Here is a 13,975-nt window from a genome sequence, read left to right on the forward strand (position 1 = left end):
TCATTCAGATGAAGCAGCGGGCTTTTGTTCTCGCGTTTCCGGCGCCCGGTTTCAGGCGTCAGCCGCGCAAAGTCGCCTGTCAAGGGCTGCCAGCTTCAGTTCTCACTCATGTGTTCGTGCAGGAGCTTCCAGCCGTTTTCATACACCCACACGCGGGTGACTTTGCCGGAACCCTCCACGAATTTCTCGCCCAGCTTCCCCTCGGTCATGTAATTGTAGGTCACCAGCAAAACTTCGCGATAGACCTCGGCGCTGGAGTGGATGATGCTGATGGCACCGATGCTTTGCTCCATCTGGCTCTTCACCCGCTTGAGCACCTCCCCGGAGCCATCGATGCGGAACGGCAGTTTGGGCTGAAAGCGTGACGCCTTGGGATGCAAAAACTCGCCATAGGCCTTGTCATCCTTTTTGGCGAGCGCCTCGTCCAGCTTCTTGTTGTGGGCGATGGCGTTCTTCTTCCATGTCTCCCGGTCCTCTTTCGTCACCTTGGCTTTCTTGAAGTAGGTTTTCGCCAGCAAGCCACCGCCAATCACAATGACGAGAAACACGAGAATCTGCAGCAGCAGCGCCAGCGAGACGCGCGGCTCATCCTGCAGGCGCCAGATCATCAGCAGGTGCGGAATCAAGCTCAGCGGAATGATAAGACACCTCCGGTTCTGAAAATGAGAAAGCTTTCTTCTACCCAAACGAGGTGCACGGCAAAGGCGGTCGGAATATTGTATTTCCGCGGGAAATTAGCAAGAGGCAGCCGGATCACTGGAATGCGCCGTTTTGCCTCACTCACAGGGGAGAAACGTCGCGCAGCCATCCCGATTGCAAGCAAGGTGCCCGCGCGCTTCTCCCGTTAATGATGCAACACCGAAAAATGGCTTGCATCCCGGGACCGGCCTGCTAAATTGACCCCCGCCTGACCGTTGCGTCAGCCTTTCTCTCATGGAAGCATTTGCCCTCATTCTGGCGGGAGTGCCGCCTTCCAGGCGGGATTTTTTGCTCCCGGTTTGCAGCCGGGCTTCCAGCGCCGCAGGGGGAACACTTCGTCTTTAACCGTGAAGCCGGGGATCTGCCATGAACATTTGGGATGAACGCTACAGTGTTGCTGAATATGTTTACGGCACGCAGGCCAATGACTTTCTCGTTTCCGTGTGGCCACGCCTGCCGGCCGGCAAAGTGTTGTGCCTGGCCGAAGGGGAGGGCCGCAATGCGGTGTTTCTGGCGGAAAAAGGTTTTGAAGTCGTCGCAGTGGATTCCTCGGCTGTGGGGTTGGCCAAACTCGCGCGTCTGGCGCAAACACGCGGCGTGAAGGTGGAAACGGTGTGTGCGGATCTGGCCGATTTTGAGATGGCGCGGGAGGCCTGGAGCGCGGTGGTCTCGATCTTCGCACATCTGCCCCGTGCGGTGCGCGCCCCGCTGCATCGTCGCGTGGTGGCAGGCTTGCAGCCCGGCGGCGTGTTTGTGCTGGAGGCCTACACCCCGGCACAGTTGCAATTCAAAACCGGCGGACCGTCATCCCTCGAGCTGTTGATGGATCTTCCAACCTTGTTGGAGGAGTTGCGCGGTCTGGACTTTCTCATTGCGCGCGAGGTGGAACGCGAGGTGCAGGAGGGATTATTGCATCGCGGCCGCAGCGCCGTGGTGCAGATATTGGCGGGCAAGCCCTGAGATTGCAGTTCCCACAGAAGGGGTTGCACACGAACGCCGACAGGCAAAGCGGTGGTGCGGAATTAGCCGGCGTTTGTGCGGGATTATAAAATTCCAAATACATGTTCCCAATGACCTGGCCGCTGCCTGAAAATCCGCAAAGCTTTCACGCCCTTTGGGATTTTAAAAATTTGGACTCAACCCGGGTCGATACTTTCGGGGCACAACCGGGTTCCCTGCCACGGCCGCGAGGTTCGATCACTTGCTGCAAATGAGGCCGGTATTTTCGAGGCAGCATCGGAACAAAGCAGCAGACGCACCCGGCATCACGCCGGCAGGAAAGTTCTTCAACACTCCTCGCTTTTCGCCCGCGCCCGGCAAAACGATTGCTCATCTATGCTGTAAGCCCCTGAATTTTGCATGCTGGCTTGCTGTTGCCCGGAAGCATTGGGGTGTGCACAAAACTCCATCAGGAGTGAACTGTTTGTAGACATGGGCATCTTGCCTGTCTTTAAACTCCGTTAGGAGTGGCCGGTAGAATTTCCCATGATCGGGCGCGGTTTTTTGAGGAGGGCTAAGCAGGTCAATCCTGACGGAGTTTTAGGAAATGCGATGTGCAGCTTTACCAAAAACAGTTCACTGCTACCGGAGTTGACCGCACGATTGCCTGCAAAATTTTTTATGCACCACCCCTTGGGTGGTTGGCCGTCGCGATCAGAGCGGCGTTTTTCGCGGAGGAGATCAATCTGGGTGGAAAAATTCAGGAAGTCAGGATCTGCACCACACCCCACCTCAAATCCTGCCTGAACCAAATACTCAAGAACAAAGGCCGCGAAAACAGCTTCTGAGTTGATTTGTTTGGGTAATCTGTGCCCCGTGGTTTGCAGATCACAGCGGCACCTGACGCGCGAAGGATTCGGCAGGCTCACGGGACAGGTCATGGGCTTGAATCAAATCGCGGCCTTCACTGTGGGGCAAAATCGCGGCGTGGCACACGGCATTTTGCAGCGTACACACACTGCCGGGCCGGGATGGGCTTGCAAAATTGGCAACCGCCGGCACGAACGCCAACGGACGGCCGGAGACATGAGTGATCTTCGCGGATGGTGTGGCGCGCACCGCTCCGGCCGCCGTGCTGTGATGCTGCAAATCGCGCAACTACTTTTCGGGCCCCGGGAGGGCTTGCTGGCGTGCTTCGGCAGGCTGCCGCATTTGTGCCGAAGCAGCCGGCTTGTGCTGCAGTTGCTGCTGCACCTCCTGCAAGCACGCCAGCCCGGCTTGCCCGGCGGCGATGTGCTCCTGCCACAAGCGGTGCCTCCCGCCACATTTTTGCTAGTGCGCCTGCTGGCGCCGAACGCGGAGAAAAGCCAGGGCCGTCAGGTAAGCCAGCGCCGGCAGCAACACCGGCACAACCAGATTGGCGGTGCGAAAAAGAATGATGGCACGCAGTGCGAGGATCCCAAGCACAGCCACGCTGAGAACCAGAACTGTCGCGGCGTGCCGGGAACGGCCGATCCACGAGGCCGCCAGCACCAGCAGCGTGATCATTACCACCCGCAGCAGCATCGGCGACTCGCGCAGGAAATTTTGTGCGATGATATTTTCCGCAATGGTGGCGTGAATCAGCGCGGCTGGCAATGACTCGCTCAGCGGGGTGGCCGTCAGCACGGACAGGCCCGGCGCAGTGGCAGTCAGCAACACGATTTTGCCGCTGAAGTCAAGCGAGTCAGGCGCGCGGTTGAAACGCCGCAGGAGTTCGACAAAACTCCAGGCCGTGACCTCATCGACACTGCCGAAATGATTCAAACGCAGCCGGCCCTGGTGATCCAGCGGAATTTCCCGGCGTGCCGGTTTGGCCCCCGCCAGCCGCAGCGTGCGCGCGGTTGTTTGCACCGAGTCGGGCGCAATCCCCAGATACAGCCGCGCCAATTCGAAGCCGAAGGCATAGCGCAGCGTATCGTCATGACGCAGCACCAGCGGCGTCTTGCGGATGACGGCGTCATCGTCGAGATTGCTGAATCCCAAAGCTGCAGCATTTTGACGAAACGCGGGCAACGGCAGGAGCGGCGCGTGCCCGCGGGCGAGCCGGGGCGGCAAGCCGGGGCGCACAGGGGTGGTGGAATCAGCAGGAGTCAGTTCGGCAAACGCCAGCGGCAGGCAGACGTTGCCGGCGGAACGCAGGAAGCCGGCCAGCAGGCTGTCGCGGTCGGGATGATGGCGCTCGGCGCGGTCGAACAACAGGTCAAGACCCACGACTTGGGCGCGGGCGCGGTGCAAGCCGTGCAGCAGGTGACCATAATAATCCCGCGTGAGCGGCCAGCCGCCCAGCGCCTGCAGCTCTTCAGCGCCGAGATAAACCAGGACGATTTTATCCGAAAGCGGTCGGTTACCGCGCAGTCGAAATTGCAGATCGACCACGGCCTCCTCTGCTTTCTCCCGCCAGGACAGGGGAAAGAGAGCAAGGGCAGAGTAGCACATCACGATGACGCTGAGCGCAAACACCGGGTGGGCGCAGATCTTGCGAAAGGTGTGCAGCATCATGGCAGGCACGGATAAATATTGCGGCAGTCATGGCGCCGCCTTCTGGCGACCGGCTGGCCGATGCCACCAGGGCTTTTCTGGCGTGAAGCAGCCTGAACGCAGCCGGACCGGCATGCCCATGCGCACGCGCTGTCCGGGCTGTGCGAGGCGCAGGCGCGACCGCCCCGGATGAGATGACGGGCGACCGGGGCAACCACGGTTCAATCGCTGCCGGCGGCGGGCGCCGGCGAGGGTTGGAGTGCGGCATGCCGCCGCGCAAACCGGAAGGTCTCGCGACGATAGGCGGAATAGTCCTCGTCTTCCTCCGCCAGACTGTTGATCTCGACGAAATCCGAGGCGTGAATGAAACGCGGTCCGCCCAGCGAGATCGCCACATGGCTGATCCGGTCTTCCTGCTCGCCGAAAAAGAGCAGATCCGCAGGTTGCAAATTTTCAAAGTTACGACCGGCATCGACGGCATCACCCTGGCGCGCCTGCTGGCTGGCATCGCGCAGCAGTGCCACACCGTTCAGCCGAAACACCATCTGGGTGAAGCCGGAACAGTCAAAGCCGTTGGGTGACGTGCCACCCCAGAGATAAGGCACACCGAGAAACTTCTGCGCGGTTGCCACCACGCCCGCAGTGGTGCCGGGAGTGGTCGGGAAAACTTTGTCACGTTCACTCAGCAGTTCAGCTTCCACGAAACCCTGACGGCCATCCGGCAATTCCACCCGGACCCATTTCTGTTTGCCTGCACCGGTCTTGCTTTCGAGGGTTTCCAGCCGCCGCAGTGTGCACCCCCAGACCAGCGCGGACACGGGAAGGGCACCGGCCCGGGGTTCGTGATGCACCACACCATCAAGGCGATTGAATGCCACCAGGTCGCCGGCAAGCCAGGCATCGAGGCCTTCCTGCGTCACGACTTTGAGCGAGCTGGAGGGCAGCCAGCCGAGATAGCCGTCTTCCGCCTGCGCGTAATACCAGCCGCGTTCCTTCTTGAGCAAGGACAGCAGGCTGCCCATGAGAAGCTGGTTGGACAACTCGGCGGGGTGCTCCGGCGCGCTGCGCATGTTGGCCACCGCGGTGCGCACGATCGCAAAGCGCCGGCCGCCCAGCGTCTCGTCCGGCAACAACCGGATTTCCTCTTCGACTTTGAAATTGGGCGCCGCTTCTTTCACGGCTGCCACCAGCTCATTGCGCACCCGCGGGTCGGACAATTCGCCGGTGAGCTTGAGATTGGCGCCCAGCATCACGACCTGCACATTGAAGACACACAGCCGCCGGTCGGGACAGTGCTTTTCCTGCACGCTCTGGATCGCCGCGGTGACCGCCGGCGGCAGGTCTTTTTCAAGGCGTTTGCATCCCGTCCCCAGCAGCAAGGCAAACAACAGCAGCGCGCCCGTTGGGCGCAGCACAGACAACAATGGCGGCATGAACCCACTCCCGGTTTGATTCCGACACATGCGTCTCAATTTTTGGGGGTAAAAAATTTGTTGTAGAGCAACATCAAAGCCGTGGCGACGAAGCCCACCGCCGCGACCATGTACCACATCATCGCCGGGTTGAGCGTATCGCGCAAATACTGCTGCACCAGCCAGCCGCCGAGCGGCCCGCCGACAAACGCGCCGATGGCCACCGGCAGGAAGGCGAAGCCCATGAACGTGCCCACCTGCTCCCGGGGCGCCAGGCCGGCGACATATTCGTAAAAGCGCGGTGCCTGTGTCGCCTCCCCAAAGGCAAACAGGGCGATGCCAAGGATGGCGGCGGTCACGGTCGGCCAGCCTGCGATGATCAGCCAGCAGCAACTGGCCAGGGCAAAGCCCAGGGTCATGGCGGTGATGGGCCGCCACTTCTTCACCAGCGCGGTCATGGGCACGCCCACCACAATGATGGTCCAGGCGTCGATGGTTTCCAGCAATTCGAAGCGCGGGAAGTGCAGCACCTCCGTGACATAAAACGGGAAGGAATAAAAGATCTGCCAGAACATGATCCAAAAGCCGGAGAAGATAACCAGGAAGCTGATGAAACGAAAATTGCGGAACACCAGCAGCATGTCACGGAATACCTGGCCGAGCGTTCGGCGGTTGTCGCCGGCTTCGCCGGCCTCCGGCTCTTTGAAGAAGAGAAAGGTCGCCAGCAGCAACAGCAGGGAGGTCAGGGAGGACATCACCAGCACATACTGAATGCCGAGGCCCTCGCGCACCTGCAGGGCGAGAATCGGGCCAATCGCGCCGCCCAGGTTCACCAGGGTGTAGTAGATCGAGTACCCCAATGCCTTCACCTCGGGATGGGAAGTTTTGGCGACCGTGCCGACGATGCAGGGTTTGATCAGCGAACCGCCAATCGCGGTGAGAATCAGCACAGCGGTGAGGTAGCCGGTTTTGCCGAATGCCTGCACCAGCCCCTGGCCGGCGGGCATGCCGGCCAGGCCGATGAGAAAATAGCCGAGGGCGAACATCGCGAAGCAGACCATGAGCGTAGGGCGGAAACCGTAACGATCGACAAAAGTACCCGCAATAATTGGCAGCGAGAAAATGAGACCGGAATACAGCCCGGCCAGGCTGCCGGCGGCTTGCGCCCCCAAGCCGATGGTGTTGGCGAGATAAACGGCGAGCACAGCCTTCGAACCATAGAAGGCAAAACGCTCGAACAACTCCAGAACATTGGCAATCCAAAAGGCGGGTTGGAAACCGTTGCGCCAGGTGATGGTTTGCGCGGGGGGCATGGCGTCTCTCTCTCTGTTGGTTCGGCACGAGTGCGACCGATGGCGTCGCAGGGCTGAAAATGGCCGTTAGTGTAGCAAATTTTTTCCGCCAACACAAGCCCGGCGGTGTTTTCCGCCAGGCAATCCCTCAGTCGCGTGTGGAGGAGCGCAGGCAGACTTGCCTCATGCGCTGATTTTGGGAAAGGCCAAACGCCTGGTGATACCGCGCAGCGCCACATCCGTGAAGAACGGTACCTTGTCATGAAAGCCATTATTCGCCTGAATCCAGCGCCCAGACGGATCCCATCAGCAGGGAACGCCGATTTGATCGCGACGCCCGGCCACCTGCGGCAGAGCAAATGGCTTCGAATGTGGAGGGGCCCTGACTGCGAAATTCGCCGTTTGTCGAAGGCGTTATCTTTTTCCTCCCACGAAAATGGCCTCCCCTCAAATCCCTTTTCCGTGGGAGTGCTGCTTTCGTGGGCGGAGTATTTTGGGTTGCTGCCGAAACCAACTCTTGTTTTCTCCCAAGAAAATACCCTCCCACGAAAATGCCTTTTTCGCGGAATTTCGCTTTCGTGGGCGGATTTGGGAGGTTGCTTTTCAAGCAAAGGTTGAATCTCAGCGCAGCTAGGAGCAGGCCCTCCCGAGCGGAACTGTTGCTTGTCCTCCCTTTCATCACGAAGCAGCGCCAGGAAATATTCCAGCGGAGCGAACTGTTTCAGCCGCGCTTCATCCGTTGCCGGGGGATTATTGCGCCACGAGATTTCCGGTTGCTTTTCAGCGTGAAATTGGTTTTTATGGAGCTGCGCTGCCGGAAAATGACGGGCTGGAATCGCTGGGAGCTGACTTTGCCATGAACCCTTCATCACGGACTGAACTGCACGACGACAGCATGCCGGTGGCCGCGAAGTTGCCGGCGGCCGCGGACAATGGCCAACTCGCCAGCACGGTCAGCGCGACGCTGCCGGCGCCAGCGCGCATGAACAATCGTGACTTGAGCTGGCTGGAGTTCAACGAGCGCGTGCTGGAGGAGGCGCGCGATGAAAGCGTGCCGATTCTCGAACGCCTGAAATTTCTCGCCATTTTTGCCTCCAACCTCGATGAGTTTTTCATGGTGCGCGTGGCGACCATCCGGCGGCAGATTGAAGCGGGCGTCACGGCACCCGGCCCGGACGGTCTGACCCCGGCGCAGGTGATGGCGGCGATCACGGAACGTGTGCACCAGGCGCACGAACGCATGGGTCAATGCTTCCGGGACCAGATCATGCCGGAGCTCATCCGCGCCGGCATCATCCTGGTCGATGAACAAAGTGCGAACGCCAAACAGGTGGCGTTTGCCGGCAAATATTTCCAAACCAATGTGAAGCCGCTGCTTACGCCGCTCACCATCGACTACACCCATCCCTTTCCCAGCCTGCACAACAAGACGCTTTATTTTTGCGTGGAGCTGGCGCATCGCAAAAAATCCAAGAAAAAACTCTCCCTGCGCCTGGCGCTGGTGCTGATTCCCTCGCAGGCGCTGGGCCGGTTCGTGCAACTGCCCTCGGACAACGACAAGAAGTACCTGATCCGGCTGGATGACATCATTCGCCTGAATCTCAACGAGATTTTTCCGGGCGAGCAGGTGCTGGGCTGCTATGCCGTCAAAGTCGTGCGCGACGCCGAACTGGATTTCGTGGAGGAGGAGGCCGACGATCTGCTCGCGACCATCGAGAAAAGCCTGATTCAGCGCCGCAAGGCTCCCGCCACCCGCTTCCTGTATGATCCGGCGATGCCCCAGCGCATGCTGGCAACTTTCGTGCATGAGTTGAAGCTCTCCCCCAGCAACCTGTTTCCCGGCGGCCGCTATCATTCCTTCTCCGATTTCATGCAGTTTCCCGGTTTCAGCGCGCCGCACCTGCAATATCCCCCGCTGCCGCCGCTGCCGGTGGCGGTGCTGGAAAGGACCCGCGATCTCTTCGCCGTCATCCGCAGGCGCGAGGTGCTGCTGCACCACCCCTACCAGCGGTTCACCTACGTCGAAAAATTCCTGAAGCGCGCGGCGGATGACCCCAACGTGGTGTCCATCAAGATCACGCTCTACCGCATCTCCGCCAAATCAGAAATCGCCCGGGCGCTGGCGCGGGCGGCCAAAAAGGGCAAGCACGTCACCGCCATCGTCGAGATCAAGGCGCGCTTCGACGAGGAGGTCAACATCTCCTGGGCCAAGAAACTCGAAAAGCACGGCGTGCACGTCATCTACGGCGTGCCGCGTTTGAAGACCCACTGCAAGCTGGCGATGGTCGCGCGCAAGGAAGCGGGGGCGATCCGCCTGTATTGCCACCTCAGCACCGGCAATTACAATGACAAGACCGCGCAAATCTACGGCGATCTCGGCATGCTCACCGCGCGCGAGGAGATCACTCAGGAAGTCGCCACCGTTTTCGACATGCTCACCGGCGACCTCACGCCGCGACCCTTCAAATATCTGCTCGTCGCCCCGCATTATTTGCGCAGTGCCTTCGTCAGCCGCATCCGCCGCGAAGCCGAAAATGCCCGCGCCGGCAAAAAGGCCGGCATCATCGCCAAAATGAACGCGCTGGTGGATGCCGACATGATCAACGAACTCTATGCCGCCAGTGCCGCCGGCGTGCCGATTCGGCTGCTGGTGCGCGGCATCTGCAGCCTGAAACCGGGCGTCCCCGGCCTGAGTGACAACATTTCGGCGATCAGCATCATCGACCGCTTCCTGGAACATGCGCGCGTTTACATCTTCGAGAATGACGGCAACCGTGAATATTTTCTGTCCAGCGGGGACTGGATGACACGCAACCTCGACCGCCGCGTGGAAGTCGCCTTTCCGGTGCTCGACCCCGAGCTGCAGCAACAGGTGCAGGACATCATCGACCTGCAACTGGCCGACAACGTCAAAGCGCGTGTGCTCCTGCCCGACGGCACCAACTTCCGCCGCAAAATCGAGGGCAAACCGGTACGCTCACAGGAAGCCCTGTACGAATACACCCAGCGCTTCACCAGGCTGGAGCCGGAAGACAGCGAGACTGCGCTGCAACTGCACACGTGGCCCGGCAATGTCGAGCCGTGATGAACCGTTCGCGCCGTTGGAGCTGTTTTCGCCGCGCACCTGAAGAAGAGTGCCGATTAGTCCCGCGCGCGACCCCCGTTTATCCCGCAACCGTGCTGCACTCCTCTCACCCCCTCTGAGCGGCCTGCTCCGCCGGTGCGTTGCCCCTCGCTTTCACACGAAGCCCCATTGCGGACGGTCTCCGGCGCGGGAAGGGATGTCGGTGTCGGGATCAAACGTAAAAAATCTCCCACGAAAGCGAAGTCCCACGGAAAAACATTTCGGGGGAGTTCATTTTCGTGGGAGAAAAAAGTCAGGCATTCGTCACCCAGGCGATTTCATTTCAGCCCAAGCGGGGTCTGGAGGTCACGCCAGGGGTTTCGATGCAGCCCGAACAATCCCCCCGGCCTTCGCCTGGGGAGAGCAATAGTGCGAGACCCGGCTTGTCCGGGTTGGAAAGTAATACCACAACGTTAAGTTCTAAAATCCGCTCCGCAACCCCAAACTGTCATTGCGGAGGAATTTGCCATGCCCGTATGGACACCCATCGGAATGAAAATGTAACGCAGACCTCTTGGCTGCAGCAGGCTGGAAGCCTGCGCTACGGTATTTTCGTGGGAATCTTCCCGAGTACCGGGATCGATGCTTATTCTGACATTATCCCAAACACTCAAAAAAATTCTTACAGAATGACATTGCGGGGGGAGGTGCCAACTTAACGCTGTCCAGTGGGCAAACCCAACCCTGCCAGGTTCACCGTCTTCCCGATTTCCGGCGGGCCGTTGTTGCAGCCGGTAAAGGCGGCCTGCCGACAATGCGCCAACAGAAGGCAGCACGACGGAAAATTCCAGATTGCTTTTGCGCCGGCCTTCAATCCACCGCCAGCAACACCGCCTGCAAATAACGACCTTCGGGATGATACAGGCTGATGGGATGATCGGGGGCATGTCCGCTTTGCCCGAGAATGCGCACGCGGCGACCGGCATCGACCGCGGCCGCAAAAAGAATCTTTTGAAACAGCTCGGGTGAGACCGGCTGCGAACAGGAGCAGGTGAGCAACAACCCGCCCGGCGCGATGAGCTTCAACGCCTGCAGGTTGATATCCTTGTAGGCACGGGCGGCGTTGTCAACCTCTTTTTGGCGGTGGGCGAACGCGGGGGGATCAAGAATGATGAAATCGAATTGCTGTGTGGTCTCGCGCAGGTAGCGAAAAAGATCGGCGGTGACGAAATTTTCCGGCAGCACCGCCAGGCTATTGCGCCGGAAATTCTCCTTTGCCAGCGTCACGGCGGCCGAGGAGGAATCCACGGTCACGACGCTGCGGGCGCCGGCTTTGGCGGCATAGACGGAGAACGCCCCGGTGTAACCGAAACCATTCAGCACGCTGCGGCCCGCGCTCAGCCGCGCCACCCAGGCGCGATTGTCGCGTTGATCCAAAAAGAACCCCGTTTTCTGCCCGCTGCTGACATTCACTTCAAACCACAAATTGTTTTCGCGAATCACGATGGTCTCCGGCGGGGCCTCGCCGCGCACCACCTGCACCGTCGGCGCCAGGCCTTCCTCCAGCAGCGCCGGGCCGGCGCTCTTCTCGAAAATGCCGCGTGGCGCAATCACCTCCTGCAACACTTCGCACAACAGCTCGCGCCGCGCCGCCATGCCCAGCGTGCCGAGTTGCACCACCAGAAAATCCGCATACTTGTCCACGATCAAGCCGGGCAGCCCGTCGCCCTCGGCATTGACCACCCGAAAAGAGTCCGTGACCTCGGCCGCCGGCCACAGCCGCAGCCGGCTGTGATAGGCGGCCGCGATCCTCTCGCGAAAAAAATCGCGGCCAATCTCCTGCTCCTGCCAGGTGAGCAGCCGGCAAACGATTTGGGAACGGGGATTGTAGAAACCGCGCGCCAGGAAAGCAGCCTCGGCACTGTACACCTCCACCACCGCGCCAGGCTCGGCCGCGCCCTCCAGCCGGGCGACCGCGCCCGAAAAAATCCAGGGGTGAAACCGTCGCACCGCACGGTCACGTCCAGGTTTGAGAAAAAGCTTGGGCATGTGGGATTGCCTTTCTCCTCACCGCTGCCTGCCAGAAAGTGTCCGCGCGAAACCACCACCAACCGGCCGCTCTGGCGTCAACCATGCCGATGTAGGTTGCACCTGCGCAGCGCGGCTTTCAAGCCGCAACCAAATCTGTTACCGTGAAACCGCAAAGCCTGTCAATGCGGTAGTCAGCATCGATCTGCTGGCCGTCATATGGAGTCGGTGGCAATCCTTCGCGATCCCCTCGTAAACCGCGCTCGCGCCGTTTTCAAGCATGACACTGTTGCCAGGCCAACCCCAACGCGTGAAGCCAGCCATGCCATTCTCTTTGTGTTCTTGGCGCCCTTGGCGGTTCAAAAAATCTTCGCGATTATGATAGTTTTTTCCGGGGTAATACTGTATGCACGAGCAACCAACCCATCGGCGGTCTGCCCCGGCGCGGAAAGCCTGCAAGCAAAATATTCCCGCGACGGCCCGGCCATTGCCGGGAGCGTGTCCGAATGACGGCCGTGCTTGTTTTAGGGACAACCGCCGTGCCCGCGAAGCCGGGAAATTGCCGGAGGGAAAATTTCCTGCGCAGCCCTGCCGTGAGCGGCACACCAAAAATTCTCCCACGCAATCAGAACATCCGTGCATGAGGACAGAAACCATTTTGGTGGGAGGGCGATTTTGCGGGAGAAGACGTGGCCCGGGCGCAGTCGTTGCAAAATGAAAATGTGCTACACCCTTTCCAGCAACAGGGCAATGCCGAGCCCGCCGCTGATGCACAGGGTGGCAAGGCCGCGTTTCGCCCGCCGTTTTTGCATCTCATGCAGCAGGGTCACTGTGATGCGCGCGCCGGTGGCGCCGATGGGATGGCCGAGGGCGATCGCGCCGCCGTTGACATTCAAGCGCGCGCGGTCGAAATGCAGCTCGCGATCACAGGCCAGCACCTGCGCGGCGAAGGCCTCATTCAATTCAATGAGATCAATCTCGTCGAGACGGAGCTGGTGCCGCTCCAGCAGCCGGCGCACCGCCGGCACCGGCCCGAGGCCCATGAGGGCGGGATCGACTCCGGCCGTGGCATAACCGGCCACGCGCGCCAACACGGGAGTCTGGTGACGTTTTGCAAAGGCTTCGGTGGCCAGCACCAACGCGGCCGCGCCATCAACGATGCCGGAGGAATTGCCGGCGTGAACCGTCCCTTCCCGGCTGAACACCGGCGGCAGCTTGGCCAGGCTTGCCATCGTCACCCCGTCGCGTGGATGTTCGTCCGCCGTGATCATCTGCTTTTCCCCTCTGCCCACCGTGATTTCGACCGGCACGATTTCATCAGCAAAACGGCCCTGTTTGCGCGCCGCTTCGCAACGGTGCTGACTCTCCATGGCGTAGCGGTCTTGTTCTTCCCGGGAGATGTTGTACTGTTTGGCCAGCGTTTCGGCGGTCTCGCCCATGATTTGACCGCACAACGGGCAGAGAAAACCGTCCTGATACATGGCATCAACGACTTTCTCATGGCCCAGCCGGTAGCCCCAGCGCGCCTTGGTAAGCAAATAGGGCACGCGGCTCATGCTTTCGCTGCCGCCCACGAGGACGGCTTCGGCGTCACCACATTTCAAGGCCTGCACGGCATTGAGCAGGGCGCGCAGACTCGAGCCGCAAGCCTTGTTCACGGTGTAGGCGGGAATTTCATCGGGCACGCCGGCGCGCCGGGCGATTTGCCGCGCCGGATTGGGCCCGACACCCGCCGGCCGGGCATTGCCCATGATCACTTCATTGATTTGGGAGGGCTGCAATCGGGCGCGTTCGAGCGCGGCCCTGGCGGCGATGGCGCCCAGTTCAGGCGCCGTCATTTCCGCAAACACGCCGCCAAACTTGCCGATCGGGGTGCGCACCGCCGAAAGGATGAAAATGTCGGGGAACATGAAAATTTCACCACCTCATTTTGCCTGGACTAATCGTGAACACATACCGCAGCATGATTTTGCAAACCACCTTCGCAGCGGGGACACGGCTTCCCCTCCCCGCCGCCCAGT

Annotated in this window: 10 protein-coding genes; 3 read left to right on the forward strand and 7 right to left on the reverse strand. The window is 60.4% G+C overall.

Annotated elements, in window-relative coordinates; translation table 11 throughout:
• Positions 1-95 precede the first annotated feature (95 nt).
• Positions 96-626, reverse strand: a complete 531-nt coding sequence (locus ONB52_14185) for a nuclear transport factor 2 family protein (GenBank protein MDZ7417283.1) — start codon at positions 624-626, stop codon at positions 96-98.
• Positions 627-1,071: 445 nt separating this feature from the next.
• Here ONB52_14185 and ONB52_14190 point away from each other — a divergent pair, with 445 nt between their 5' ends.
• Both ONB52_14190 and ONB52_14195 read left to right on the forward strand, forming a co-directional pair.
• On the forward strand, positions 1,072-1,659 hold the full coding sequence (locus ONB52_14190) for a class I SAM-dependent methyltransferase (protein MDZ7417284.1): 588 nt from the start codon (positions 1,072-1,074) through the stop codon (positions 1,657-1,659).
• A gap of 593 nt (positions 1,660-2,252) precedes the next feature.
• Entirely contained in the window at positions 2,253-2,486 is a 234-nt protein-coding gene (locus tag ONB52_14195; GenBank protein MDZ7417285.1) for a hypothetical protein, read from the forward strand.
• Positions 2,487-2,796: 310 nt separating this feature from the next.
• Here the strand turns inward: ONB52_14195 and ONB52_14200 are convergent, their stop codons facing one another.
• The 4 genes from ONB52_14200 to ONB52_14215 all read right to left on the reverse strand — a co-directional run bounded on the left by ONB52_14200 (position 2,797) and on the right by ONB52_14215 (position 6,883).
• Positions 2,797-2,946 carry a hypothetical protein gene (locus tag ONB52_14200; protein ID MDZ7417286.1) on the reverse strand — a complete coding sequence of 50 codons (150 nt, stop codon included), beginning with the start codon at positions 2,944-2,946 and terminating at the stop codon, positions 2,797-2,799.
• Between the two features lie 24 nt (positions 2,947-2,970).
• On the reverse strand, positions 2,971-4,179 hold the full coding sequence (locus ONB52_14205) for a CHASE2 domain-containing protein (protein ID MDZ7417287.1): 1,209 nt from the start codon (positions 4,177-4,179) through the stop codon (positions 2,971-2,973).
• 200 nt (positions 4,180-4,379) lie between these two features.
• A complete protein-coding gene (locus ONB52_14210; protein ID MDZ7417288.1) occupies positions 4,380-5,591 on the reverse strand; it encodes a C40 family peptidase in 1,212 nt (403 codons plus the stop codon).
• Positions 5,592-5,626: 35 nt separating this feature from the next.
• On the reverse strand, positions 5,627-6,883 hold the full coding sequence (locus ONB52_14215) for an MFS transporter (protein ID MDZ7417289.1): 1,257 nt from the start codon (positions 6,881-6,883) through the stop codon (positions 5,627-5,629).
• Positions 6,884-7,718: 835 nt separating this feature from the next.
• Between ONB52_14215 and ppk1 the strand changes: the two genes are divergently transcribed.
• A complete protein-coding gene (gene ppk1, locus ONB52_14220) occupies positions 7,719-9,947 on the forward strand; it encodes a polyphosphate kinase 1 (GenBank protein ID MDZ7417290.1) in 2,229 nt (742 codons plus the stop codon).
• Between the two features lie 849 nt (positions 9,948-10,796).
• Here the strand turns inward: ppk1 and ONB52_14225 are convergent.
• Together ONB52_14225 and ONB52_14230 are read right to left on the reverse strand one after the other, a co-directional pair.
• Positions 10,797-11,975: a class I SAM-dependent rRNA methyltransferase gene (locus tag ONB52_14225; GenBank protein MDZ7417291.1), complete on the reverse strand. Its 1,179-nt coding sequence runs from the start codon at positions 11,973-11,975 to the stop codon at positions 10,797-10,799.
• Between the two features lie 704 nt (positions 11,976-12,679).
• Positions 12,680-13,864, reverse strand: coding sequence for an acetyl-CoA C-acetyltransferase (locus ONB52_14230; protein MDZ7417292.1), 1,185 nt, complete (start codon positions 13,862-13,864; stop codon positions 12,680-12,682).
• Positions 13,865-13,975: the final 111 nt, after the last annotated feature.

Source organism: candidate division KSB1 bacterium, from assembly GCA_034506255.1.
GTDB classification, from domain to species: Bacteria; Zhuqueibacterota; Zhuqueibacteria; order Zhuqueibacterales; family Zhuqueibacteraceae; genus Coneutiohabitans; species Coneutiohabitans thermophilus.

What these genes read in the sequence shown, in the direction of transcription:
- ONB52_14205 (MDZ7417287.1), bottom strand. Translation starts at nt 4,179, where the DNA reads ATGATGCTGCACACCTTTCGCAAGATCTGCGCCCACCCGGTGTTTGCG.
- ONB52_14210 (MDZ7417288.1), bottom strand. Translation starts at nt 5,591, where the DNA reads ATGCCGCCATTGTTGTCTGTGCTGCGCCCAACGGGCGCGCTGCTGTTG.
- ONB52_14215 (MDZ7417289.1), bottom strand. Translation starts at nt 6,883, where the DNA reads ATGCCCCCCGCGCAAACCATCACCTGGCGCAACGGTTTCCAACCCGCC.
- ppk1 (MDZ7417290.1), top strand. Translation starts at nt 7,719, where the DNA reads ATGAACCCTTCATCACGGACTGAACTGCACGACGACAGCATGCCGGTG.
- ONB52_14225 (MDZ7417291.1), bottom strand. Translation starts at nt 11,975, where the DNA reads ATGCCCAAGCTTTTTCTCAAACCTGGACGTGACCGTGCGGTGCGACGG.
- ONB52_14230 (MDZ7417292.1), bottom strand. Translation starts at nt 13,864, where the DNA reads ATGTTCCCCGACATTTTCATCCTTTCGGCGGTGCGCACCCCGATCGGC.